The organism is Paraburkholderia piptadeniae (assembly GCF_900007165.1).
GTDB lineage: Bacteria > Pseudomonadota > Gammaproteobacteria > Burkholderiales > Burkholderiaceae > Paraburkholderia > Paraburkholderia piptadeniae.
In genome coordinates this window covers 161,379-185,110 of the sequence record NZ_CYGY02000046.1, presented here as the reverse complement: position 1 = coordinate 185,110, position 23,732 = coordinate 161,379, and the positions used below count along the sequence as shown (strand labels likewise).

General features: G+C 63.7%; 27 protein-coding genes. 12 read left to right on the top strand and 15 right to left on the bottom strand.

Annotated features, from left to right (window positions below):
• Positions 1-109: 109 nt before the first annotated feature.
• A complete protein-coding gene (locus tag BN2476_RS23890) occupies positions 110-1,024 on the bottom strand; it encodes a LysR family transcriptional regulator (RefSeq protein WP_087736626.1) in 915 nt (304 codons plus the stop codon).
• 181 nt (positions 1,025-1,205) lie between these two features.
• On the opposite strand from BN2476_RS23890, the gene BN2476_RS23885 reads away from it, so the two are divergent.
• Together BN2476_RS23885 and BN2476_RS23880 are read left to right on the top strand one after the other, a co-directional pair.
• Entirely contained in the window at positions 1,206-2,186 is a 981-nt protein-coding gene (locus BN2476_RS23885) for a glutathione S-transferase family protein (protein ID WP_087736625.1), read from the top strand.
• Between the two features lie 184 nt (positions 2,187-2,370).
• Positions 2,371-2,655 (top strand): hypothetical protein, encoded by a 285-nt coding sequence (locus BN2476_RS23880; protein ID WP_087736668.1) that lies wholly within the window; start codon positions 2,371-2,373, stop codon positions 2,653-2,655.
• 15 nt (positions 2,656-2,670) lie between these two features.
• Here the strand turns inward: BN2476_RS23880 and BN2476_RS23875 are convergent, their stop codons facing one another.
• From BN2476_RS23875 to pdxR, 6 genes are all read right to left on the bottom strand, one after another.
• Positions 2,671-2,994: a thioredoxin family protein gene (locus BN2476_RS23875; protein WP_087736624.1), complete on the bottom strand. Its 324-nt coding sequence runs from the start codon at positions 2,992-2,994 to the stop codon at positions 2,671-2,673.
• Between the two features lie 123 nt (positions 2,995-3,117).
• Positions 3,118-4,242, bottom strand: a complete 1,125-nt coding sequence (locus BN2476_RS23870) for a 3-deoxy-7-phosphoheptulonate synthase (RefSeq protein ID WP_087736623.1) — start codon at positions 4,240-4,242, stop codon at positions 3,118-3,120.
• A 90-nt stretch (positions 4,243-4,332) separates the two neighbouring features.
• A complete protein-coding gene (locus BN2476_RS23865) occupies positions 4,333-5,430 on the bottom strand; it encodes an alpha/beta fold hydrolase (protein WP_087736622.1) in 1,098 nt (365 codons plus the stop codon).
• Between the two features lie 73 nt (positions 5,431-5,503).
• Entirely contained in the window at positions 5,504-6,049 is a 546-nt protein-coding gene (locus tag BN2476_RS23860) for an SRPBCC family protein (protein WP_087736621.1), read from the bottom strand.
• Positions 6,050-6,075: 26 nt separating this feature from the next.
• Positions 6,076-6,396 (bottom strand): ArsR/SmtB family transcription factor, encoded by a 321-nt coding sequence (locus tag BN2476_RS23855; protein ID WP_087736667.1) that lies wholly within the window; start codon positions 6,394-6,396, stop codon positions 6,076-6,078.
• A 51-nt stretch (positions 6,397-6,447) separates the two neighbouring features.
• Positions 6,448-7,929 carry a MocR-like pyridoxine biosynthesis transcription factor PdxR gene (gene pdxR, locus BN2476_RS23850; RefSeq protein WP_087736620.1) on the bottom strand — a complete coding sequence of 494 codons (1,482 nt, stop codon included), beginning with the start codon at positions 7,927-7,929 and terminating at the stop codon, positions 6,448-6,450.
• Positions 7,930-8,028: 99 nt separating this feature from the next.
• Between pdxR and BN2476_RS23845 the strand changes: the two genes are divergently transcribed.
• Positions 8,029-8,493 carry a GNAT family N-acetyltransferase gene (locus tag BN2476_RS23845; RefSeq protein WP_087736619.1) on the top strand — a complete coding sequence of 155 codons (465 nt, stop codon included), beginning with the start codon at positions 8,029-8,031 and terminating at the stop codon, positions 8,491-8,493.
• Here BN2476_RS23845 and BN2476_RS23840 read toward each other — a convergent pair.
• The 3 genes from BN2476_RS23840 to BN2476_RS23830 all read right to left on the bottom strand — a co-directional run bounded on the left by BN2476_RS23840 (position 8,490) and on the right by BN2476_RS23830 (position 11,153).
• Entirely contained in the window at positions 8,490-9,071 is a 582-nt protein-coding gene (locus BN2476_RS23840; RefSeq protein ID WP_087736618.1) for a DUF3501 family protein, read from the bottom strand. The two genes, BN2476_RS23845 and BN2476_RS23840, sit on opposite strands and share 4 nt — an antisense overlap.
• Positions 9,072-9,093: 22 nt before the next feature.
• Complete coding sequence (locus BN2476_RS23835) at positions 9,094-10,431, bottom strand: heterodisulfide reductase-related iron-sulfur binding cluster (protein WP_087736617.1); 1,338 nt, start codon at positions 10,429-10,431, stop codon at positions 9,094-9,096.
• A gap of 299 nt (positions 10,432-10,730) precedes the next feature.
• Positions 10,731-11,153 (bottom strand): rubrerythrin family protein, encoded by a 423-nt coding sequence (locus BN2476_RS23830; RefSeq protein ID WP_087736616.1) that lies wholly within the window; start codon positions 11,151-11,153, stop codon positions 10,731-10,733.
• A gap of 219 nt (positions 11,154-11,372) precedes the next feature.
• Between BN2476_RS23830 and BN2476_RS23825 the strand changes: the two genes are divergently transcribed.
• The 4 genes from BN2476_RS23825 to BN2476_RS23810 all read left to right on the top strand — a co-directional run bounded on the left by BN2476_RS23825 (position 11,373) and on the right by BN2476_RS23810 (position 13,779).
• Positions 11,373-11,732 (top strand): DUF3564 domain-containing protein, encoded by a 360-nt coding sequence (locus tag BN2476_RS23825; RefSeq protein ID WP_087736615.1) that lies wholly within the window; start codon positions 11,373-11,375, stop codon positions 11,730-11,732.
• A gap of 275 nt (positions 11,733-12,007) precedes the next feature.
• Positions 12,008-12,757 (top strand): DNA/RNA non-specific endonuclease, encoded by a 750-nt coding sequence (locus BN2476_RS23820; protein WP_087736614.1) that lies wholly within the window; start codon positions 12,008-12,010, stop codon positions 12,755-12,757.
• Positions 12,750-13,007, top strand: a complete 258-nt coding sequence (locus BN2476_RS23815; protein ID WP_087736613.1) for a hypothetical protein — start codon at positions 12,750-12,752, stop codon at positions 13,005-13,007. Before BN2476_RS23820 ends, BN2476_RS23815 begins: the two co-directional genes overlap by 8 nt.
• Before the next feature lie 226 nt (positions 13,008-13,233).
• Positions 13,234-13,779, top strand: a complete 546-nt coding sequence (locus BN2476_RS23810) for an Mpo1 family 2-hydroxy fatty acid dioxygenase (RefSeq protein WP_087736612.1) — start codon at positions 13,234-13,236, stop codon at positions 13,777-13,779.
• Between the two features lie 55 nt (positions 13,780-13,834).
• Here BN2476_RS23810 and rarD read toward each other — a convergent pair whose 3' ends face one another.
• Positions 13,835-14,725 carry an EamA family transporter RarD gene (rarD, locus tag BN2476_RS23805; RefSeq protein WP_087736611.1) on the bottom strand — a complete coding sequence of 297 codons (891 nt, stop codon included), beginning with the start codon at positions 14,723-14,725 and terminating at the stop codon, positions 13,835-13,837.
• Between the two features lie 535 nt (positions 14,726-15,260).
• On the opposite strand from rarD, the gene egtD reads away from it, so the two are divergent.
• The gene (egtD, locus tag BN2476_RS23800) at positions 15,261-16,241 is read left to right on the top strand and encodes an L-histidine N(alpha)-methyltransferase (RefSeq protein WP_087736610.1); all 981 of its coding nucleotides are present in this window, start codon (positions 15,261-15,263) and stop codon (positions 16,239-16,241) included.
• 78 nt (positions 16,242-16,319) lie between these two features.
• Here the strand turns inward: egtD and BN2476_RS23795 are convergent, their stop codons facing one another.
• Positions 16,320-16,616, bottom strand: a complete 297-nt coding sequence (locus tag BN2476_RS23795; RefSeq protein ID WP_087736609.1) for an acylphosphatase — start codon at positions 16,614-16,616, stop codon at positions 16,320-16,322.
• Positions 16,617-16,813: 197 nt separating this feature from the next.
• On the opposite strand from BN2476_RS23795, the gene hpnA reads away from it, so the two are divergent.
• Both hpnA and BN2476_RS23785 read left to right on the top strand, forming a co-directional pair.
• On the top strand, positions 16,814-17,824 hold the full coding sequence (gene hpnA / locus BN2476_RS23790; RefSeq protein ID WP_087736608.1) for a hopanoid-associated sugar epimerase: 1,011 nt from the start codon (positions 16,814-16,816) through the stop codon (positions 17,822-17,824).
• 110 nt (positions 17,825-17,934) lie between these two features.
• The gene (locus tag BN2476_RS23785) at positions 17,935-18,474 is read left to right on the top strand and encodes a hypothetical protein (RefSeq protein ID WP_087736607.1); all 540 of its coding nucleotides are present in this window, start codon (positions 17,935-17,937) and stop codon (positions 18,472-18,474) included.
• A gap of 56 nt (positions 18,475-18,530) precedes the next feature.
• On the opposite strand, the gene BN2476_RS23780 is transcribed toward BN2476_RS23785, so the two are convergent.
• Together BN2476_RS23780 and BN2476_RS23775 are read right to left on the bottom strand one after the other, a co-directional pair.
• Positions 18,531-19,196 (bottom strand): lytic transglycosylase domain-containing protein, encoded by a 666-nt coding sequence (locus tag BN2476_RS23780; RefSeq protein WP_087736606.1) that lies wholly within the window; start codon positions 19,194-19,196, stop codon positions 18,531-18,533.
• Positions 19,193-20,371 (bottom strand): glycosyltransferase, encoded by a 1,179-nt coding sequence (locus tag BN2476_RS23775; RefSeq protein ID WP_087736605.1) that lies wholly within the window; start codon positions 20,369-20,371, stop codon positions 19,193-19,195. The genes BN2476_RS23780 and BN2476_RS23775 overlap by 4 nt, the downstream gene beginning before the upstream one ends.
• Positions 20,372-20,828: 457 nt before the next feature.
• On the opposite strand from BN2476_RS23775, the gene ispH reads away from it, so the two are divergent.
• Both ispH and hpnH read left to right on the top strand, forming a co-directional pair.
• Entirely contained in the window at positions 20,829-21,773 is a 945-nt protein-coding gene (gene ispH, locus BN2476_RS23765) for a 4-hydroxy-3-methylbut-2-enyl diphosphate reductase (RefSeq protein WP_087736603.1), read from the top strand.
• A gap of 10 nt (positions 21,774-21,783) precedes the next feature.
• Positions 21,784-22,941, top strand: a complete 1,158-nt coding sequence (gene hpnH / locus BN2476_RS23760; RefSeq protein ID WP_087736602.1) for an adenosyl-hopene transferase HpnH — start codon at positions 21,784-21,786, stop codon at positions 22,939-22,941.
• Positions 22,942-23,065: 124 nt separating this feature from the next.
• On the opposite strand, the gene BN2476_RS23755 is transcribed toward hpnH, so the two are convergent.
• Positions 23,066-23,671, bottom strand: a complete 606-nt coding sequence (locus BN2476_RS23755; RefSeq protein WP_087736601.1) for an MlaC/ttg2D family ABC transporter substrate-binding protein — start codon at positions 23,669-23,671, stop codon at positions 23,066-23,068.
• Positions 23,672-23,732: the final 61 nt, after the last annotated feature.

The following is a 23,732-nucleotide window of genomic DNA, read 5'->3' as shown; positions in this document are numbered from 1 at the left end:
CGCCCCACTATGCCTGTTTATTCCTTCGACGTGCGCGCCTGGCGCTTCTGTCACGTCTGCGTCGCATTTCCATTTGTTTCGCGCGCACCTTGATGGTTCAAGAGGCAGTTCACGCGAACTGGTCGATGCCTTGCATCAGACGCTTGGCGAGGCGCGGCTCGCGCAGCTGATCGAGCCACCATTGCAGCGCGCGGCCTTCCTGGTCGCCGCGCCACGCGACATACAGCACGTTCGGCTCGCGCGGATCGGCGGTTTCTTTTTCGACGAGCTCGCCGCGCTTGAGCAGCGACGCCACGCGATGACGCGGCAGCCAGCCCGTCCCGAGCCCGTCGCGCTGCGCGAGAATTTTCGCGCGCATGCTGGGCACGGCGAGCGACATCTGTCCACCGAGCAGCCCGTAAGCGCGCCCGCTCGCGCGCGACGAATCGGCCACGACGATAGCCCGCTGCTTCGCTATCTGCTCGCGCCGCAGCGGCTCCTTGATGCTCGCGAACGGATGACGCGGCGACACCGCGAACACCCAGTCCACGACGCCCAGTTCGAACCAGCGCAAGCCGGCAATCGCGGGCGGCTCGTTGGTCGCGCCGACGATCAGGTCGGCGCGGCCATCGCGCAGCGCCTCCCATGTGCCGCTCAGCTCTTCCGTCGTCACGCGCAGCCTGACGCCCGATTGCAGCGCGTCAAACGCATGGATGACGGGCATCAGCGTCTCGAACTCCATCAACTCGTCGGTGACGATCCACAGTCGGTCTTCCCAGCCGCTCGCGATCTGACGCACGCGCTGCGTCATCCGCGTCACGTCCTGCATCAGACGCGCGGCTTCTTCGGCGAGCAACTGGCCCGCGGGCGTGAGTTGCAGCCGGTAGCGGCGGCGATCGAAGAGCAACGCGTCAAAGCGCGTTTCAAGCTGACGGGCTGCGTGCGACACCGTCGACGGCGCCTTGCCGAGCCGTGCCGCCGCGCGCGACAGGCTGCCGCTTTCGCGGATCGCTTCGAGCAGCGCAAGCTCGTCGTCGGTCAACATGTTCGATCCCGTCGAATGATTTCATCGGCAAAATCGTACGGCAAAACGCGCGCGGGCGTCGAAAATCATAGGATCGAGGGGAAAGGACGAAGCACGCGGTCGTCCGTTTCCCGATACGCGGGATACGCCGTCTGCAAAGCGAGCGGGCGTCGAACGCACAGGACAAAAAAGGAGCAGCGACATGGGACTGTTAGTCAACGGCCAATGGCAGGACAGGTGGTACGACACGTCGTCGACGGGCGGGCGCTTCGTGCGCACGGACGCCGTGTTCCGCAACTGGGTCACACCCGACGGCGACGCGGGTCCGAGCGGCAGCGACGGCTTCGAGGCGGAAGCGGGACGCTACCATCTGTACGTGAGCCTCGCATGCCCGTGGGCGCATCGCACGCTGATCATGCGCGCGCTGAAGGGTCTCGAGGACATGGTCAGCGTCTCCGTCGTGCACTGGCTGATGCTCGCCGACGGCTGGACCTTCGACGATGGCCCCGGCGTCGTGCCCGACGCGATCAACCACGCGCCGTATCTGCGCGACGTCTATCTCGCCGCCGACCGTCACTACACGGGCCGCGTAACGGTGCCCATCCTGTGGGACAAGCATCAGCGGACTATCGTGAGCAACGAGTCGTCGGAGATCATCCGCATGCTGAATTCGGCGTTCGACGAGATCGGTGCGGAACCGGGCGACTTCTATCCGCCGCCGCTGCGCGCCGAAATCGACGCGATCAACGCGCGGGTCTACGACACGGTCAACAACGGCGTGTACAAGTCCGGCTTCGCGACCACGCAGCGCGCCTATGAAGAATCCGTCGTGCCCCTCTTCGACACGCTCGACTGGCTCGAACAGAAACTGTCGACGCAGCGCTTTCTGACGGGCAACCGGCTGACGGAAGCCGATATCCGGCTGTTCACGACGCTGATCCGCTTCGATGCCGTGTACTTCGGGCATTTCAAGTGCAACTTGCGGCGCATTGCCGACTATCCGAATCTGTCCACGTACATGCGCGACATCTATCAGCATCCGGGCGTCGCGGGCACCGTGAACTTCGAGCACATCAAGCGGCACTACTACGAGAGCCATCGCTCGGTGAATCCGACGGGCATCGTGCCGCTCGGTCCCGTGCAGGATTTCGACGCGCCGCATGACCGCGCGCGGTTTGCGTGAAGGGGAACTGGCGCATCGCGTCGCGTGCAAACGAGCAAACGAGCAAGCAAGCGAGCAAGCGATAAGCCCGAAGTCTGGGCCATCGAGCCGCGAGCAAAAGCGCGGTGCGCGTTGCGCTAGACTGTCCGGATGCGTGGTGGCCATCCGTCGGCCACGCATCGGCCACACCCGCACGGAGATGCTCATGCTACGCAAGACACGCACTGCTTCCCAGCTTCAGGACGAAGTGAGCCGGCGCATTCATCGCGCGCAGGAAGTCGTCGACGACGGCGTGAAGATTCGCGTGCCGCGCCCGCAATCGCAGGAACCCGACGCCAGCGGCTGCAACTGGACGATGAAGCACTTCGGCAACGCGATCGGCTTCGAGCGCATCGTCGACGATGCGCTGAAGGCGGTGCAGAAGGAATACAACCTGTCGGAAGAAACGAAGGACATCAACAGCCTGTTCGGCGATCCGCCGAACAGCTGACGCGTTGCCGCCTGCTCAGGCCACGGCGGCGAACGCGTTCTCGATCTGTTGCGCGTCCGTCGGCCGCACGACGCGCGCCACTTCGACGCCATCGCGCATGAAGACCAGCGTCGGCCAGAGCTTGACCTTGAACGAACGCCCGAGCGCCCGGCCCGGCCCGTCTTCGAACTTCAGGTGGCGCGTGCCCGGGTGCGGGCCGAACCCCTCCGCGATCACGGGCTGCGCGCCCTGACAGTAGCCGCACCAGTCGGTGCCGAATTCGACGACGGTCACGCCCGCGAGGGCGTCGACATCCGCGCGGCTCGGCGCGGTCTTCGAGTATTGGTTCGCGGTAGTCATAAGCCTCCATGCGCCGGACGATCCGGCGTGCCGGCCTTGCATCGTGCAACGGCCGCGTCACATGCGATGTTGCCCGTTATCGGTCAAACGTGCCGACGGCGTCGAGCGCGCCGACGTCTGGCGTTAGCTCCTACGCGAGCGACGCGCGCGCACGGCTTGTGCCAGCGTCTGCAGCACCGGCTCGGTTTGCGCCCAGCCGATGCACGCATCGGTGATCGACACGCCGCGAGCAAGCGGCACGCCGGGCTTCAGATCCTGACGACCGGCTTCCAGATGGCTCTCGATCATCACGCCGATGATCCGCTTCTCGCCGCCCGACAACTGGTTCGCAAGATCCTGCGCGACTTCGATCTGGCGCTCGTGCGACTTATTTGAGTTCGCATGCGAGCAGTCGACCATCACCTGTTCACGCAAGCCGACCTTGCGCAACGCCGCGCACGCTTCCTCGACGCCCGCCGCGTCGTAGTTCGGCCCTTTCTTGCCGCCGCGCAGAATCACGTGCGCATCGTCGTTGCCGCGCGTCTCGAAGATCGCCGCCATGCCCATCTTCGTCATGCCCATGAACGCGTGGCTCGCGCGCGCGGCGACGATCGCATCGGCGGCGATCTGCACGCCGCCGTCGGTGCCGTTCTTGAAGCCGATCGGGCACGACAGCCCCGACGCCAGTTGCCGATGGCTCTGGCTCTCCGTCGTGCGCGCGCCGATTGCGCCCCACGCGATCAGGTCCGCGATGTACTGCGGGCTCAGCAGGTCGAGAAACTCGGTGCCCGTCGGCAGGCCGAGTCCGCTGATTTCGAGCAGCAGCTCGCGCGCGCGGCGCAGCCCTTCGTTAATGCGGAAGCTGCCGTCCAGACGCGGATCGTTGATATAGCCCTTCCAGCCGACCGTCGTGCGCGGCTTTTCGAAGTAGACGCGCATGACGATCAGCAGATCGTCGCGCAGCGCGTCGGCGGCCGCTTTCAGCTTGTGCGCGTACTCCATCGCCTGGCCGTGGTCGTGGATCGAGCAAGGACCGACGACTACCACGAGGCGGTCGTCGCGGCCGTGCAGCACATCGGCGATTTCGACGCGGCTCTTTTCGACGAGCGTCTGCACGCCGGGCGGGCATGGCAGTTCGTCGAGCAGCAGCGCAGGGGAAATCAGCGGACGCACTGCGCCGATGCGGGTGTCGTCGATGCGCGTGATGTCCTGGGTGGAATCGGCGACGCCGGCTTCCTGGTCATGTGTGGGGTTGTCGATGCGGCTCACGATATTCTCCGGCTCTGCATTTCGGGGCGACGTCGATTATCGCACTCGCGGCGCCCCGGTCCGCGCGCCCGCGCTGGACCGACAGGGAGATCAAGCGCCGTTGATCAGCTGGATCAGATAGGGCTTCCACACTTCCGGGTGCGCGAGCGTCTGATGTCCGTACGATTGCGCCGTCTCCGGCATTTCGACGTAGCGCCCCTGCGGCACCTTGCCGATCAGCCGCTGCATCACGCCGAGATCGGTGGCGTTGATCAGGTCGTCGGCGAAATTGACGGCGAAAAGACGCCCGCGAATCGCCGCGAGATGCGGCTCGGGATCGTAGTCCCACGACGATTCGAACCAGTACAGCACGTCGTTCGGATCGCTTTTCGCGGCCTCTTCGACGATCGATTCCGTCATGCGCGTCGACGCCGCGCGGTCCGGCGCGGCCGCCTGCATGCGCGCCGCGTTGCCCGTGATCAGCGTGAAGACGGGCATCGCGCGCGCCCATTGCGTCGGCAGCGTCGTGTAGTGGCCGTCCTGCCAGCCGGGGTCGCTGCGTATCGCGCCGACGATCATCTGCCGCCACAACCAGTTGCGGCCCGCCATTGCGATCGGCTGGCTGGCGATCGGCATCAGCGCGTCGGCCATGCCCGGATAGCGCTCGCCCCACATCCACGTCTGCATGCCGCCCATCGACGTGCCGAGCACGAGCTTCAGATGCCGCACTTTCAGCCCGTCGACGAGCAGCCGGTGATTCGCTTCGACCACGTCGCCATAGCCGTAGCGCGGAAACTTCGTGCGCAGCCCGTCGCTCGGCTTGGTCGAGCCGCCGCGCCCGAGACCATCGGGGATCACGATGAAATAGCGGCTCGTATCCAGAGGCTCGCCGGCCGCGAACAGTTCCTTGCGCATCGACGGCGTGAGATACGCCTTGCTCGTGCCCGTCGTGCCGTGCATCAGCAGCACGGCGTTCGTCACGTCGCCATGCGCGTCGCGCTGCGGCGTGCCGAGCGTCACGTAATGGATGCGCAGTTCGGGAAAGACCGTGCCGTCCGAGAAGCGGAAGTCGTGCTCGATGAAATCGGCGGCATGTTCGGATGCGCCCGCCGGGCTGGCGGCGGAATCGGCGGCATAGGCCGATGGCACTGTCTGCGCGAGCGCGAGCGTAGTCAACAGCGCGATGCGGGTGAGGATCGAACGAAACACAGTTGGTCTCCGTCAACGTGTACGCGATGGGTTCGGATCGTACACGATGACGGCAAACGATGTGTCGGGCGCTTCAGGCTTCAGAGCGCTCGTCGTAACGCGCCTTGATCTGCTCGGATATCTTCCAGAACGACGCGGGCGCAGTGCCGTTCAGGCGCTCGCGCAGCACGTCGAGATGGCTGTGCCAGCCCGGACCGACATCGAGTTGCTCTTTGCGGCCGGACAGATTGCGGTGCGTGAGGACGAGCTTCACCTGATCGCCCGCCTCGGACAATTCGAAGGTCACTTCCGAGAGATTGTCCTGAATGCTGCCCCACGTGAACGCGAGCACATGAGGCGGCTCGAAGCGCAGCAGCCGGTGATACGAATCATGCCCGCCCGCGTACTGGCGATACGGTTCGGGCGGCAGTTCCGGCGTCGCGGCCAGCAGCGAGTGATCGAAGCGCATCACGAAGTCGCCGCCGGGCTGCGCCGGCATCGCGCCCGACGCGAGCCACTGGCTGCGCTTGTCGGACTCCGTCAGATACGCCCAGACGCGCTCGATCGGTCCGGGCAGCAGGCGTTCGAAGCGCACGATCTGCGTGCCGTCGAAAGCGCCGAGTGGTTCGTTCAGGTTCATTGCTTGTCCCCCTGTCGACAAGTTGCTTACGGTGGATTGCGCAGCAGGCCTTCGAGCACGTCGAGCCGGCTGTTCCAGAAGCGTTCATAGAAACGCAGCCACGCATCGGCTGCGGCGAGCGGCGCCGGTTCGATCCGGCAGATATGCGAGCGCCCTTCCACGCGGCGCTGGACCAGCCCCGCGCCTTCCAGCACCTTCACATGCTTCGAGGCGGCGGCGAACGACATCGCGAACGGCGCAGCCAGCTCGCCGATATTGCGTTCGCCGGCGGCAAGCTGCGCGAGCATCGCGCGCCGGGTGGGATCGGACAGCGCGTGAAACACGCCGTCGAGTGCGGACTCGTTCATGAGCCCGAGTATAGGCGCGGCTTCGGCGTTATTCAACCATTTGGTTGAATATTATTTGCCGATGGCCAACGAGCGGGTCGCCGCGCCGAGTTCGGCAACGAGCCTGTCGGCCTTGTCCGGATGCACGCCCGCATAGCCGAGCATGAAGCCGTTGTATCGCGCGGCGTCTTCGCCCTGGTGGCAGTACGCGCTCAACGGCGACACGGCGATGCCCTTCTCGCGCAACGCGATGCTCACGTCGCGGTCCTGCAATGGCGCGTCGAGACGCATCGTCAGATGCATGCCGCTGCCATCGGACGAAACCGTCACGAGATCGCGCATGTGCCGATGAATCGCGCTGACCATCGCTTCGCGCCGCTGCTGGTAGATGCGCCGCATGCGACGCAGATGGCGCGCGTACTTGCCGCTTTCGATGAAGTCCGCGAGCGCGATCTGATCGGCGATGCGTCCCTGGCGCGACATCTCGCCGATCACGCCGCCGATTTCCGGTGCGAGATTGGCCGGCACGATCATGAAGCCGATGCGCAGTGCCGGGAACATCGTCTTGCTGAACGTGCCGAGATAGACGACGGGCGTCGCGGGCCGCAGCCCTTGCACCGACGGCAGCGGCGGGCCGCTGTGGCGCAGTTCGCTGTCGTAGTCGTCCTCGATGATCCAGGCGCCGCGCTCGACGACGTTGTCGATGATCGACCAGCGCCGCTCCAGGCCCAGCACGCTTCCAAGCGGATATTGATGCGATGGCGTGATGTAAACGAGGCGCGGCGGCGTGCGTTGCCAGTGCGCTTCGGTGGGCGCGATGCCGGCGGCGTCGACGGGAATCGGCACGACGTTCAGGCCCGCCGACTGAAACGCGATGCGCGCGCCGTGATAGCCGGGGTTTTCGAGCCACGCGGATTCGCCCGGGTCGGCGAGCATGCGCGCGCACAAGTCGAGACTCGTATGCGTGCCCGACGTGATGAAGACCTGATCGGCCGTGCAGCGCACGCTGCGCGATACGCGCACGTATTCGGCAACGGCGCGCCTGAGCGACGGATGACCCGCGTAGTAGCCATAGCCGAGATCGCGCGCATCGACCGAGCGCCACGCGCGTTCCATCGATGCACGCCATTGCGCGACGGGAAACTCGTCGAGCGCGGGCACGCCCGCCTGAAACGGCGCATGCGCGCCCGTCGCGCCGCCCGTGCCGCCGCGATCGGGTGGCAGCCCCGCGACGCGCCGCGACAGCCGGCTGACGGGCGAAGCATTGAACGCCTCCGCATTGGCACCAGGAAGCGCGACACAACTGACGATCGACCCATGACGGCTCGCCGCGATAAAGCCCTCTTCGGCAAGCCGTTCGTAGGCGTACAGCACGGAGTTTCGCGCGATGCCGAGCTGCTCGGCAAGCGCGCGCGTCGGCACGAGCTGGGTGCCGTGGCGGATGTCGCCGTTCAGGATCGCATGACGCAGGCTTTCGTACAGCAGCATCTGCTGCGTGAGCTTGCGCCCGGCCGCCTCGCTCGCGAAGCTCGACATCAACAGCCCGTAGTCCAATTGCGTGGCTCCAGATTTTGCGTTCGATGTGGAGCTAACAATGGTGCCACAGAAACCCTATGCTTCGACGATACCTACCGATTACAAGGAGCGCTGCCCGTGACGCAAGCCGTGAAGATCCGCCCTGTCGTTCCCACCGATTACGAAGCGTGGCTGCCGCTGTGGGACGGCTATAACCGCTTCTATGGACGCTTCGGCGAAACGGCGCTGTCGCTCGACATCACGCGGCTCACGTGGGCGCGCTTTTTCGACGGACTCGAACCAATGCACGCGATGGTCGCCGAGCGCGGCGACGGCACGCTGGTCGGTCTCGTGCACTACCTGTATCACCGCAGCACGTTGATGGCGGGACCGACGTGTTATCTGCACGACCTGTTCACGCTCGAATCGGAGCGCGGCAAAGGTGTTGCGCGCGCGCTGATCGAAGCCGTCTACGCCGCCGCGAAGGCCGCGCGCGCCGAGCGCGTGTACTGGCTCACGCACGAGACGAATCACACCGCGATGCAGCTCTACGACAAGGTCGCGGATCTGTCCGGCTTCGTCGTCTATCGCAAGCCGCTTTAGGCAAGATCGCCGACAAGCGACGCTCGCACTTCGTCGGGGACCGTCTGCACGTCCACCGGATAGTTCGGATGATCGCAGCCGATGTGCAGACCCGCGCCGTCGCGAAGACGCGCCTTCATCGACGGCGTCAGCTCGAAGCGCACGAAATGGACGGCTGAAGTCTTTTCGTTGGTCTCGCGTTCGAGGTCTTCGTCGGCGATCGCATAGACGGGCTCTTCGCCGTCCACCTTCAAGAACACGCGGTCCTCGATGCCGATCAGCCGCGCCAGCGCCGCGCGCCGTTCGACTTCGTTCGCGTACTCGATCTGCATGGTCGCCTTGAAGTTGCTGCCGTCGGGCACGAGGGGCAGATACGCTTCGAGTTCACCCTGAATGCCGTCCTCTTCGAAGATCTTCTCGATGTGCAGCATCTCCTGGATCTGATAGCGGATCGTCAGTTCGTCTTCGAACAGGAACGTTACGTGATTGCCCAGCCTGACAAGGCGGGTCTTCTTGTGCTCGATGATCTGGTCGCGCATCGTCTTGCGCGCCTTCGCATAGTTTTCGAGCGACAACAGGGAGTTCATTGCGATGCTCATCGGTATCCTCGCTGATTGAAGATCAAAGGCCGTACGCTTTGCGCAGCAGCGTCAACGGGTGCGCGAGCTGCGTCTTCGGCAAGCCGTTTTCGTCGAAGCCCTGTTCGATGTGATGGCCCGCAAGCTGGCAATCGGACGAGATGAAATCAGGCTGCGCTTGCGCCATCGCCTTGAAGACGGGCGTGCCGATCTTCATCGCCATCGCGTGAAATTCCTTCTTCACGCCGAACGTTCCCGCATGGCCCGAGCAGCGCTCGACCACCGTCACCTGCGTATCCGGGATGAGCGCGAAAGTCTCCGATGTCTTGCGCCCGATGTTCTGCACACGCGCGTGACACGGCACGTGATACGACACCTTGCCGAGCGGCGTGTTGAAGTCGGTCTTCAGCAGCCCATCGCGATGACGCGACACGAAGTATTCGAACGGGTCCCAGAACGCTTCGCTGACGGCGCGCACGTCGGGGTCGTCGGGGAACATCAGCGGCAGTTCGTGCTTGTACATCAGCACGCAACTCGGAATCGCGCCGATGATCGCGTAGCCGTCGCGCGCATAACGCGCGAGCACGGGCATGTTCTTCTCCTTCTTCGCCGCGACGCCCGCGAGATTGCCCTGCTCGAGCAACGGCATGCCGCAGCACGCTTCGCTCGATACGAGTTCGTACGGAATGTCGTTGTGCGCGAGCACAGCCAGCAGGTCGTGACCGATGCCGGGCTCGTTGAAATTCACATAGCAGGTCGAGTAGATCGCCACCTTGCCGGGCGTGCGCTCGCCGTCATTCACCTGCACCTGCGGCGATTTCCTCGCCGCGCTGCGAAATTTGCGCGACGCGAAATCGGGCAGCCATGCTTTCTTGTCGACGCCGAGCGCCTTTTCCATCAGGCCGCGCGCAGCGCCCGTGTGATTTACCGCGTTGACCGTCTGCGTGACGATGGGAATGCCCGCAAACGTGCCGAGCACATCCGTGTTCGACAGAAACTTGTCGCGCAACTCGACCTCGCCGCGCTTGTATCTCGCCGCTTTCGCGCGCAGCATCAGATGCGGAAAATCGACGTTCCAGCTATGTGGCGGCACATAGGGGCACTTCGTCATGTAGCACAGGTCGCACAAATAGCATTGATCGACGACGGCGCCGAATTTCTTCTTGTCGACGTCGTGCGCTTCGCCCATCTCCGTTTCGTCGACGAGATCGAACAGCGTCGGGAACGTGCCGCACAACGACACGCAACGGCGGCATCCCGCGCAGATGTCGAACACGCGCGTCAGTTCCTGATCGATCGCATCCTGATCGTAGAAAGCATCCGATTGCCAGTCGAGCGGATAGCGGATCGGCGCTTCGAGACTGCCTTCCTTGTGAGGCATCGCGTGCGTCTCCCTTATTCCCGTCCCATGCAACAAAGTTGCAACGGGGCATCTGTCAGTTATTGTCTGTTCGTTCTTCTGCGCGCAATCGATGGATGCGCAACCGCACACACGAGATCGCGATCGTCTCGCTTTCTCTCGCTTCATCCCGCGTCGGTTTTGTTGCGCCGCTTCGTGTTGCGCTCAGCCCGCTATCCTGCCACCGGATTGCGTTTAGCCTGCCGTCCGCCCAGCGAGGCGGTCACACACAGACGGACTGCAATGGAGCGCGCCGGCCACGGATGCCGGCGCCAGCGACATCAGTCGACCAGTGCGTCCAGCGCCTTCGTATAGCGATTCGCGTGGCTGCGCTCGGCCTTGGCGAGCGTTTCGAACCAGTTCGCGATTTCGTCGAAGCCTTCCTCGCGCGCGGTCTTCGCCATGCCCGGATACATGTCGGTGTATTCGTGCGTTTCGCCCGCGATCGCCGATTGCAGGTTCTGGCGCGAGTTGCCGAACGGCAGTCCCGTTGCCGGATCGCCGACGACTTCGAGGTATTCGAGGTGGCCATGCGCGTGGCCTGTTTCGCCTTCGGCTGTCGAGCGGAATAGCGCGGCAACGTCGTTCTGTCCCTCGACGTCCGCCTTCGCTGCAAAATACAGATAGCGGCGATTAGCCTGCGATTCGCCTGCAAATGCGAACTTCAGATTCTCTTCAGTTTTCGAACCCTTGAGTTGCGACATCTGAGCCTCCGTCCAAAGCCTGTATGGTGGGAGCGCGCGTGCTTGTCATGGTCGACCACCGGCCAGACGCGCGCACCTGTGCCGTTCATTTAATCTAGGTGCTCAACGATGCGTTCCCAATTGGGTTTTTCAATCTTCGCGATAGCTGTTTGTCTTGAATAACGTCGGGCCCGGCATAGACTGAGAAGCGCATCACCTTTTTCACCGGGGGACTGTCTAATGCGGCTGACGATATTGATCAACGGTTCGGACCCCACCGTCAATCACGACTACGCCGTGCTATGGCTCGACACTGACGAACGTCGCTGGTCGAGAGAGGCACACGATGGGATCGACCTGCCCCCATGGGGCGAACTTCATGACGAAGACGGCGTCACCAAGCTCTGCGCACCCAGCGCAGATGCACCTTTATGCACGTTGAACGGCCTGCACGTGGACCGGCGGCAGCAGGTCAGTTCAGCACAAGGCAGCGCGGCGTGGTCGTCCGACCGCACGCGTTCGCCGATGAACGGCTTCTGGCGTCTGCAGGCCGTCGACCGCCTGCCTGTACACGCCGAGCACAGCGTGTTCGGACGCTGAGTCCGGTTCGGACCGCTTCGCGTTTTACGCTTCCGATTCGCTTCGATCATTTGAGCACCGCCCCGCCGCCCGTCGGCGGGCGCGGATTTTCATTCGCTCTGCATTCTTTCTCCACGCCTTTCGGCCAGGCGAAATGAGCACAAATTGCCGCCTGTTGACGCGGTCGTTACGCTTTTGCCGATTGCATCGGCGCTGCGGTGCGAAACGCACGCAGTTGTTGCCTGGCGCATAGTGCGCGCGGCTATACTTGCGGCCCCTCATTCGCTTTCACATCCATGAAGAAGTGGTTAGCCAGTCTGCTGATCGTGGCCGCGAGCCATGTATCGGCGGCACCGTCCTGCACGGATTTCACGCCCGACGCCCAATGGCCCGTGCTGACGAACGCAAAGATGACGCCGAAGACGCGCATGCTTTGCTATTCGGATTTCGCCGTCCTGCATTCCGGGATCACGCACGGCCCGTTGTGGTCCGCCGAGCATCTGACGCGCGACCATATCGAGGCCGCGAAGGACATGGTCCGCACGAACAAGTTCTTCGAAGACTCGCGCCTGCCCGAAGGCGAAGGCGCGACGCTCGCCGATTACAAGCGCAGTGGCTTCGATCGCGGCCACATGAGTCCCGCGGGCAACCGCTGGAACGCGGAGGCAATGGCACAATCGTTCTCGCTCGCGAACGTCGTGCCGCAGAATCGTGTCAATAACCAGCACTTGTGGTCGCACATCGAGACGGCCGTGCGCACGCTGTCGAAGAAGTACGACGACACGTATGTCGTCACCGGGCCGCTTTTCACCGGCTCGCAGTTGCAGACCATCGGGCCGACGCGCGTATTCGTGCCGACGCAACTGTTCAAGGTCGTCTACGTGCCGTCGAAGAAGCTTGCGTTCGCGATCGTCGCGGACAACGTGGCGACCGACCGCTACGACGTGAAGACCGTGCACGAGCTCGAAGCGATGAGCGGAATCCGTTTTCCGGGCATTCCGGAAAAACTCAAGGACCAGCGTCCGGGAGGGCTGAAAGGTGTTTAAAGCGTATTCGAACGACGACGATGTGCTCAACATCCAGGGCGACGCGCTGACGGTGTCGAACGGCACCACGCGCGTTGTCGTGAACGGCACGCTCGACATCACGAAGGACAAGCGTGGCCTGAAGGCGGCGCTCGCGCTCAAGGAGGCGCTGGATAGCGTCGTCGCCGCGTTGCAGGCGGACGCGCACCTGCCCGAGCAGGTCAAGGAAGAGCCCGACGCGAAGCCGGGCGTGATCGACAACCCGTTCTAGCGTCCGACGCGGGTCTTCGGCGTCGGTCAACGTGGCGCGGCAAACGCTCAGTTACGCGCCGGCCCGCTGCTACCCAGGCGTCATCGTTCGAAGCGCGGTCCGTCGGTTTTGGTCGGTTTTGGTCGGTTCGAACAGGCCGGTTCGAACAGGCCGGATTGTCGGCTAGCCGAATGTGTCGCGGCCCGCCGACCGCGACTATGATGTCTTTCAACGAGGACGGGCATCCATGAGAACACTCACTGACCAGCTTGCGCAATACGCGGCCTATCACAGGGACCGCCGCAACATCGCGACGCACTTCGTCGGCATTCCGATGATCGTGCTGGCGCTCGCCGTGCTGTTGAGCCGGCCCGCGTGGACGGTTGCAGCGCTGCCGTTCCCGCTGTCGCCGGCGCTCGTGCTGGTCGTGCTGAGCGTGGCGTATTACCTCGCGCTCGACGTGCCGCTCGGCCTGATGATGGCCGTCCTTTACGCGTTGTGCATCGCGTGCGGCGCGTGGCTCGCCGCGCAGCCGACGCTATCGTGGCTCGCATCGGGGGCCGGTCTCTTCATCGTGGGCTGGATCATCCAGTTCGTGGGACACGCCGCGTATGAGCACCGCAAGCCCGCATTCGTCGACGATCTGATCGGTCTCGTGATCGGCCCGCTGTTCGTGCTGGCCGAGGCGCTGTTTGTGTTCGGATGGCGCCCGGCATTGCGCGACACGATCGAAGCGAAAGCCGGTCCGACGCGCATCGACGCCGCGCGCACCGCCACGCACGAGGGCCGCTAGCCCGGCGATTTCGCACGGCGTGCGAGCATGGCGCAAGCGGTGTATGTACAGCGATTCAACCCGGCGCAAGCAGACGCACGCTATGCAGCGCCGTCAGCCCGACGGCGATCCAGATCGGCACATAGGTGCCCAGTTGTTGAGCCGTCATCGTCTCGCCGAGCAGCGTCACCGACACGATCACCAGCAACACGGGCTCCACATAGCCGAGGATGCCGAAGAGCGCCATCGGCAACAGACGGCTCGCCTTCAGATACGACGCGAGCGCGACCGTGCTCAGCGCGCCGAGCCCTGGCAGCAGCAACAGCCACATGTCGATGCGCCCCGACAGCAGTTCGAGCGAGCCGCCATTGAGCGCCATCGCTAGCGCGAACGGCAGCATCAGCGACACTTCGAGTGCGAACGCCGTCAACGAATCGGCGTTGATCTTGCGACGCAGCACGAAATACGGCGGATAACCGAGCGCGACCAGCAGCGTCGGCCATGAGAACGCGCGCGTCACCCACAGTTCGTGCAGGACGCCGAGCGCCGCGCAAGCGACGGCGAGCCATTGCAGCGACTCCAGCCGCTCGTGATAGTAGAAGCGGCCGACGAGCACCATCGTCAACGGCAACAGAAAATAGCCGAGCGACACTTCGAGCATCCGTCCGTGCAGCGGCGCCCATAGAAACACCCATAGTTGCGCGCCCAGCAATGCGGCGCTGACGGCCAGCGCGAGCGCCGTGCGCGGCTCGCTGACCGCACGCTGCACCAGCGCGCGCAAATGCGGCAGCCGCGAGCGCACGACAATCAATGCGAAAGCGCCGGGAACGGTCCAGATCACGCGCCACGCGAAGATATCGAGCCCTGTCAGCGGCGTCAGCAACTTTGCGTACACGGACATCAGCGCAAAGAGCATCGATGCCGTCACGGACAGCGCGATGCCGCGCCCCGGTTGATATGTGTTCATCGGCCCGTCCGCTTCGAGAGGCCACGCGTGCGAGACGCGAGGCGGAGCACGAGGCGGGGCTCGATAGCGCGAGTGATGTCGTCCATTGTTTAAGTCTTGTTTTAACTGCGCGGCGCGCGCGTCCCCGAATGTGGAGCCGCGGCCATCGCGTAAAGCGCGCATTCTAGACGGGTTACACGCGCCACGTCGCGTTTTCTGGGCGAAATGCGCGCGTGCATATTCACGCACGATGGACTATAAAAATTTAACTCTATCTCTGCGCGGCGTGACGTCGGCGAATCTTCGGTGGAATGACGGGCGCGCTCCTGTTGAGTTCTCGCGCCGCTCGTGCGCGGTTCTTGCTTGACCGTGCTGTTCAACGCCGCTCGCACCCGGCTTTCAATCTGCTTCGCAGACGTGTGAACGCAGACACGCCCCGGTCATCGAACGCGCTCACGCTAGCCGCGCATGAACGCAGGCCGGTTCACTCACTCCAACGTATCTGCTATCCGCAGTCCTCAAGTCATCACTGGAAACGAGCCAACACGGAGCCAACATGACTCAGCCAGCCGTATCGCATCATCTGTCGCACGACGTATCGCCGGAGTTTGCCGCCGCCGTCCGCGCTGGCCTCAGCAAGCAGCCTCAGAAGGAATTGCCGTCGAAGTATCTGTACGATGAAGTGGGATCGGCGCTCTTCGAAGTGATCACCGCGCTGCCCGAATACGGCGTGACGCGCGCCGAAGAACGCCTGCTCGCGCAGCACGCGACCGACATCGTCGCGCAGTTGCCGCACGATGCAATCGTCGCGGAACTGGGCAGCGGCAGCGGCCGCAAGACGCGCCGCATCCTCGAAGCGCTGTGTAAAAAGCGTCCCACTTCTTACTGCCCGATTGAAATTTCGCGCACCGCTTTGCAATTATGTCGCCGCGAACTGGGCGACATCGAACGCATTTCGATCGTCGGCTATGAGCGCGACTATCTCGCGGGGCTCGCCGAAGTGAGCAAGCGCCGCGCCAAGGATGAGCCGCTGCTCGTGCTGTTTCTCGGCAGCACGATCGGCAATTTCGGCCGGCTTGCCGCCACGCGTTTTCTGCGCGACATCCGCAACATGCTCGCGCCCGGCGATGCGCTGCTGCTCGGCACCGACCTCGAAAAGCCTGTGCCCGTGCTGATAGCCGCGTACGACGATCCCATTGGCGTGACGGCCGCGTTCAACCTGAATCTGCTTGCGCGGATCAATCGCGAACTCGATGGCGATTTTCCGCTCGACGCGTTCGAGCATGTCGCGCGCTTCAACCCCGACGTACGCAGCGTCGAAATGCATCTACGCGCGAAGCGGCATGTGAGCGCGCAAGTGCGCGCGGCAAAGCTGTCGGTCGAACTGGAAGAAGGCGAGACGATCTGGACAGAAAGCAGCCACAAGTACCACACGGAAGAGTTGCACGCGATTGCCGACGACGCGGGCTTCGTGTGCAGCCATCAATGGATCGAGCGCGACTGGGGGTTTGCAGAGAGCCTGCTGGTGGCGCGCTGATTCATCAGCATGAAAAAAGCGCGCGGTGCCGCGCGCTTTTTTCTGCTTCATTCAAGTGATTCGAGTGCTTCGTACGCTTCAGTGCTGCTCGAAACGTTCGAAGCGCTTGTCGGTAGCGCGCTCTTCGCCTGTCACTTCCGTGACGCGCGCCGTCGGCGGCCCGTGACGCAGCCACGACAGCATCCGGTCGACCTGATTCGCCGGCCCTTGCAGCATCGCTTCGACGGAACCGTCGTCCATGTTCGCCACCCATCCCCGGATGCCCAGCGCATGCGCCTGGCGCACCGTCGCGAGTCGGAAGCCGACGCCCTGCACCATGCCGCGCACGCGCACGTAATACGTTTCCATCCGCGAATCGAGATCTGTGCCGGACATCCTCTCACCTCCCTATGCGTTTCCATGCGTTCACGCGGGCATTCTAGTCGCGCCGCGCGGGCTTTGCTTGCCGACGGGCACGCGAGCACGGCGCGCGCCATCGACAGTCCTTCACCCGCAGCACGTACAATCCGACCTCTGCGATACGCCATTCGGGCAGCAGTAGAGAAGAAACGGCAAAAGGGGAACGGCAGGCAATGACCGATCAGACTCGCGATCTCGTACTCGTCACCGGTGCATCTGGTTTCGTCGGCTCGGCAGTCGCGCGCATCGCGCAACAAAAGGGCTTCGCGGTGCGCGTGCTCGTGCGCCCGACGAGTCCGCGCCGCAACGTCGAATCGCTCGACGCGGAGATCGCCGTCGGCGACATGCGCGACGAAGCATCGATGCGCGCCGCGCTGCGCGGCGCGCGCTATCTGCTGCACGTCGCAGCGGATTACCGGCTGTGGGCGCCCGACCCGAACGAAATCGAGCGCTCGAATCTGGAAGGCACGGAAGCGACGATGCGCGCCGCGCTGAAGGAAGGCGTCGAGCGCATCGTGTACACGAGCAGCGTCGCGACGCTGAAGGTGACGAGCTCGGGCCAGTCCGTCGATGAAACATCGCCGATGACGCCGCAGCAGGCCATCGGCGTGTACAAGCGCAGCAAGGTGCTCGCGGAGCGCGCCGTCGAACGGATGATCGCGAACGACGGGCTGCCCGCCGTCATCGTCAATCCATCGACGCCCATCGGCCCGCGCGACGTGAAGCCGACGCCGACGGGCCGCATCATCGTCGAAGCGGCGCTCGGCAAGATTCCGGCTTTCGTCGATACGGGGCTGAACCTCGTACACGTCGATGACGTCGCGATGGGCCATTTCCTCGCGCTCGAACGCGGCAAGATTGGCGAACGGTATATCCTCGGCGGCGAGAATCTGCCGCTGCAGCAGATGCTCGCCGATATCGCCGGCATGGTCGGGCGCAAGCCGCCGACCATCGCGCTGCCGCGCTGGCCGCTGTACCCGCTCGCGATGGGCGCGGAAGCCGTCGCGAAGTTCACGAAGCGTGAGCCGTTCGTGACCGTCGACGCCCTGAAGATGTCGAAGAACAAGATGTACTTCACGTCGGCGAAAGCGGAGCGCGAACTCGGCTATCGCGCGCGGCCCTATCGCGAGGGACTGCGTGATGCGCTCGACTGGTTCCGCGACGCGGGCTATCTGAAGACGTAAGGCAGACGCGGCGATTCTCGCGCGTACGCTTTGTTACAACTCGATGCCGACACGAAGTTTAACGTCGGCGCGCAGAAGGTAAAATCGCGGGTCTTACCAGAGAACTACGCATGAACCTTCACGAACAGATTGGCGCGCTCGAAACGGGCGTCGATCAGCTGATTCAGGCTTTCACGACGTCCCGGCAACAGGTCGAGGCCGCCTCTTCCGCAGTCGAAGCCGCGGCCGCTGCTGTCGAAGCGCCCATCGAAACTGCAAAAACCGCGCAAACCGCGGCTGAAGCACGAGTCGAGCCGCAGGAAGCCGATGCAGCGGCTGCTGACGAAAAGCCGATGCTGCATATCGAACGCCCGAGCCAGAACGAAATCACGATGACGATCGGCGGCAAGTCGGTCACGCTGCATCCGTCGCAGGTCGGTCAGCTGGTCGAGGAACTGTCGAACGCGCGCGCGTCGATGGAGCCGGAAGTCCCGCCGAACCTGCCCGCCGGCTGGCGTTTCGTCTCGACGAAGAACCCGGTGATGGCCGTGCAGAAGCAATCGAACGGCGATCGCCTACTGGTGCTGCGTCACACGGGTCATGGCTGGGTGCCGTTCCAGTTCTCGCCGGACATGGTCATCCAGATGTACATGATGCTGACGCAGAAGTAATGCGCGCGGCGGCTCGCCGAGCCGTCGAGCCGTGCGCTTGGTGTCGTCGCGTCCGTTCAATGCGGCAGCAGTGAATTGAGCAGATCGGACGCGCGCTGCGAAACGCTGGGCTTGTCGGTGGCATCATCAACGGGGCTCACGTAGACAACGGGCCCGATACACAGCAAGGTCCAGCGCGCATCACAGCCGCCGTCGCGCGATGGCAGCGGCTGGTCCGCGCCCGATGCCGCGGCCGCCTCGGCGTCCAGCACTTCCGCGAACGTCTTCACGCGGCCGTTGATCTTCTCCGCATACGCCTGCGATCCGCCGTAGCTCTTCAGCGCGGCATTCATATCGCCGCCCGCCGATTTCACATAGCCATACAGAATCGCCGAGCCGACCTCGATGTTCGTCTCCGGATCGGTCAGATCCTTCACGTCTTTCAGCATCCGCTTGTGCGCGCCGGGCACGACCTGCATCAGCCCCGTCGCGCCGTTGCCGCCCTTGGCCTTTTCCTTGAAGCGCGATTCGATCGAGATGATCGCCAGAATCAGCGCGGGTGGCAGCGCGTACTTTTCAGATGCGGCGCGCACTGCGTTCGAAATCTGTTCGGCCTTCTCCTTTGCGACGCCGAACTTCTGGCGCAGATAAGCGGACATGTGGTCGTGGCTGGTCTGATCGTCCGCCAGTGCGGCCTGCATCAGGCCCAGCGACAGCGCGATCAGGCAGACGAGCCGCCTCATTGATTCGACCCGGCGGGCGCCTGCACGCGCGCCTTCCACTGCCCGCCCTTGCCGCGCCAGTAGCGCACGGCTGAGCCGAACGTCGCGCTGACGTAGAACAGCGCCACGAGCGGCAGGAACGGCGCCCACAGCGGGGAGCGGTTGTAGTAGCGCAGCATCGGCGCATACGCGCAGCACATCGCCGCCCACGCGAGCCACGCGGGCCAGCCCTTGGGACCGAGCACGATGGCGACGACGGGCGGCACGAGATAGATGATCGTCATGCCGAGCAGCGTGCCCGCGAGCAGCCACGCCGAATAGCGCAACTGCGTGAACGCGGTGCGCGCGATCATGTTCCAGATCTCGCGCCAGCTGTCGTAAGGACGCAGCGACACGCTGCGCGCCGCCACGTCCAGACGGATCGGGTGACGCCCTTCGCCACGATGCTTGATGCGCGCGGCAAGGCTGCAGTCGTCGATCAGCTCCGCGCGAATCGATTCGATGCCGCCCGCTTCTTCCAGCGCCGTGCGGCGCACCAGCATGCAGCCGCCCGCCGCCCCGGCCGTGCGGTTGCGCGGATTGTTGACCCACGAGAACGGGTAGAGCTTCGCGAAGAAGAACACGAAGGCGGGAATCAGTGCCTTTTCCCAGAACGAGTCGCAGCGCAGGCGGACCATCAGCGAGACGAGATCGCGCTGTTCCGCGTCGGCGCGCATCACGAGTTGCGTGAGCGCGTCGGCGGGATGGCCGATGTCGGCGTCCGTAAGCAGCAGATACTCGGGCAGGTAGCCGAGCGCGCGCACGGCCTCGATGCCTTGCGACTGCGCCCACACCTTGCCCGACCAGCCAGCAGGCAGCGGCTTTGCGCCGATCACCATCAGCCGGTCCGGACACTTCAGCGCGAGCGCGGCGGCACGGGCGGCGTCGGCCGTGCCGTCGGTGCTGTGGTCGTCGACGACGATCACGTGGAACTCGCCCGGATAGTCCTGTGCGAGCAGCGACGTGACAGCCCGCGCGATCACGTCCGCCTCGTTGCGCGCCGGCACCACGGCGGCGACGCCCGGCCACGCGTCACGCGTCCCGGACGCGAGCGGCGCAGCGGGATGCGCGCGCCAGAAGCCGCCGCGCGCGAACAGCAGCACACACCAGATCAGGAGCGATAGACACGCCAACAGAAACAGAACCGCCGCAATCATGCATTGCCCTCTTTGGAAGCCGCGCTGCGATGCGCGGTTGCGGACGCGCGCGGCAACACCCACCGCGACGACGCGCCAATCGTGGAAAACGACCGCTGCCCGACCATCGAATATGTGATAGACGGCCCTTTCGATACGTTCAAGAATGCGCCATATGCGAAAAACGTCGCAGAAAATTCAGCGCTTGCGAGCAAACGTTGCGCAGCGTGCGCACGCGCGACGAGGCCCGATAGTTTAAGGGTTCCCGTCACCCTGCGCAGCGAGTCATTTTTGCCGCGCGAAACACCACAGCTCAATGCATCAAAAAAGCAAACAAACGGCGATAGCGTTAGAATGCGCGTTTGGTCTCGAGTATCGACTTTCGTCGGATTTAAGACAATCAACTATATAGACGCGGCGAACAGGTCGTATTTACCGATCTTGCCGGAAACCCGCGTCAGTCGGAGTTCGCCAGCCTATGCGAGTCATCCTTGCCCAACCCCGCGGCTTTTGTGCGGGAGTAGTGAGGGCGATCGAGATTGTCGATCGCGCTTTGCAGCAACATGGCGCACCGGTTTACGTGCGTCACGAGATCGTCCACAACAGGCACGTGGTCGATAATCTTCGCCGCAAAGGCGCGCGTTTCGTCGAAGAACTCGATGAGGTGCCGCAGGGCGCAGTTGCGATTTTTAGTGCCCACGGTGTTGCTCAAAGCGTCGAACGCGACGCGGAAGAGCGCGGTCTGGATGTGCTGGATGCCACCTGCCCGCTCGTGACCAAGGTGCATGTGCAAGGACGGCAGTATGTCGCCGCGGGCCGCACGCTGATCCTGATCGGCCATGCCGGTCATCCTGAAGTAGAAGGCACGATCGGCCAGATTCCGGGGCCCGTGCTGCTCGTGCAAAGCGAAGCCGACGTCGCAAAGCTGGAACTGCCCGTTGACACGCCGCTTGCTTACGTTACGCAGACCACGCTTTCGGTGGACGACACGCGCGGCATCATCAATGCGCTGAAGCGCCGTTTCCCGGATATCGTCGGCCCCGATACGCGCGATATCTGCTACGCGACGCAGAACCGCCAGGCCGCCGTGCGCGAACTCAGCTCGCACGTGGACGTGTTGCTGGTGGTGGGCGCAACGAACAGCTCGAATTCGAATCGCCTGCGCGAAATCGGCGGCGAATCGGGGGTGCCGAGCTACCTCGTCGCCGACGGCTCCGAACTCAAGCCGGAATGGTTCGCAGGCGTCGAAACGGTCGGCCTTACGGCGGGCGCATCGGCGCCTGAAGAAATGGTCGAGAACGTCATTGATGCGCTTCGCGCACTGGGCCCCGTCGACGTCACGACGATGGCGGGACGTGAAGAAAAAGTTGAATTCAAGTTGCCGTCGAAACTGACGCAACCACTCGCTGCACGCGAAGTTTAAGGAGGACGATTTGTCTATTCCGATGCTACAAAAGGTCCGGGTCGGCGCGTACATCATGCGTCAGCACCTGAAGGGCAACAAGCGCTATCCGCTCGCGCTGATGCTCGAGCCGCTGTTCCGCTGCAACCTCGCATGCAACGGCTGCGGCAAGATCGACTATCCGGACCCCATCCTCAACCAGCGTCTGTCGCTGGCCGAATGCCTCGAAGCCGTCGACGAATGCGGCGCACCCGTCGTTTCGATCGCGGGCGGCGAGCCGCTCCTGCACAAGGAGATGCCGCAGATCGTCAAGGGCATCATGGCGCGCAAGAAGTTCGTGTACCTGTGCACGAACGCGCTGCTGATGGAAAAGAAGATGGACGACTACGAGCCGAATCCGTACTTCGTCTGGTCGGTGCACCTGGATGGCGACCGCGAAATGCACGACCACTCGGTGTCGCAGGACGGCACGTACGACAAGGCCGTCGCCGCCATCAAGGAAGCCAAGCGCCGCGGCTTCCGCGTGAACATCAACTGCACGCTGTTCAACGATGCCGTGCCGGAACGCGTCGCCGCGTTCTTCGACACGGTCGGCCCGATGGGTGTCGACGGCATTACGGTGTCGCCGGGCTATGCGTATGAGCGCGCGCCCGACCAGCAGCACTTCCTGAACCGCGAAAAGACCAAGCAGCTGTTCCGCGAAATCTTCAAGCGCGGCGACAACGGCAAGAAGTGGTCGTTCAGCCAGTCGAGCCTGTTCCTCGACTTCCTCGCCGGCAACCAGACGTACGAATGCACGCCGTGGGGCAACCCGGCGCGCACCGTGTTCGGCTGGCAGAAGCCGTGCTATCTGGTCGGCGAAGGTTACGTGAAGACCTTCAAGGAACTGATGGAAACCACCGACTGGGACAAGTACGGCACGGGCAACTATGAGAAGTGCGCGGACTGCATGGTCCACTGCGGCTTCGAAGCGACGGCCGTGATGGACACGGTCTCGCATCCGCTGAAGGCGTTCAAGGTCAGCCTGACGGGCGCGCGGACGACGGGCGAATTCGCAAAGGACATCCCGCTCGACAGGCAGCGTCCCGCCGAATACGTGTTCTCGCGTCACGTCGAGATCAAGCTCGACGAGATCAAGCGCGCGGGCACGGGCAAGAAGGTGCAGACCTCGGCAGCCGCGTTGAACTGAGTCGGATCGCAGCGGCATGAAAAAAGAGCGCAACGGTTCAAACCGTTGCGCTCTTTCTGTTTGTGCCTCGTTGCGTGTGCCTCGCTGCGTCGCCGCGCGAAGCTATGCGGTCAAGGCGCAGTTGTCAGCCCGCGCTGCGTGCGTTGTGCTGCGTGAGGAACTTGATCAGACCGTCGATGCCACCCTTCGACAGCTGCTCCTGGAACTGCGTCTGATACACCTGGATGAGCCACGCGCCCATCATGTTGATGTCGTAAATCTTCCAGCCGTTCGCCGTTTTTTCCAGGCGGTAGTCGATCGCATCGTCGCCGCCGTTGCTCAGCACATGGGACTGAACGACGGTGTCTTTCGCATCGGCCGACGTGTTCGCCGGCTGGAAGCGGAACTTCACATCCTGATCGCGCAGTTGCGAAAGCGATGCCGCATAAGTACCGACAAGCAGTTTCGTGAATTGCTCATACAGTTGTTTTTGCTGTTCAGGCGTCGCGGTGCTCCAGGCTTTACCGACTGCGATGCGCGTCGTGCGCTGGAAGTTCGTCGCGGGCACGAAATGTGACTCGACCACTTGCGTGATCTTCTTCATGTCGCCGCCGCGTGCCTGCGGGTCGGCCTTCATCGCACTGACCGTGCCTTCGACCGCGCTCCTCACGATCGCATCAGGCGCGCTTTGTGCGAAAGCCGCGGTGGAAACCACGGCGGCTGCCAGAAAAGCAGATATATAACGTTTCATACGCTCATCGGGACAGTTGAGAATAACCCGCGCGGAACAGGCCGCTTCCGCGCCGGGGGTA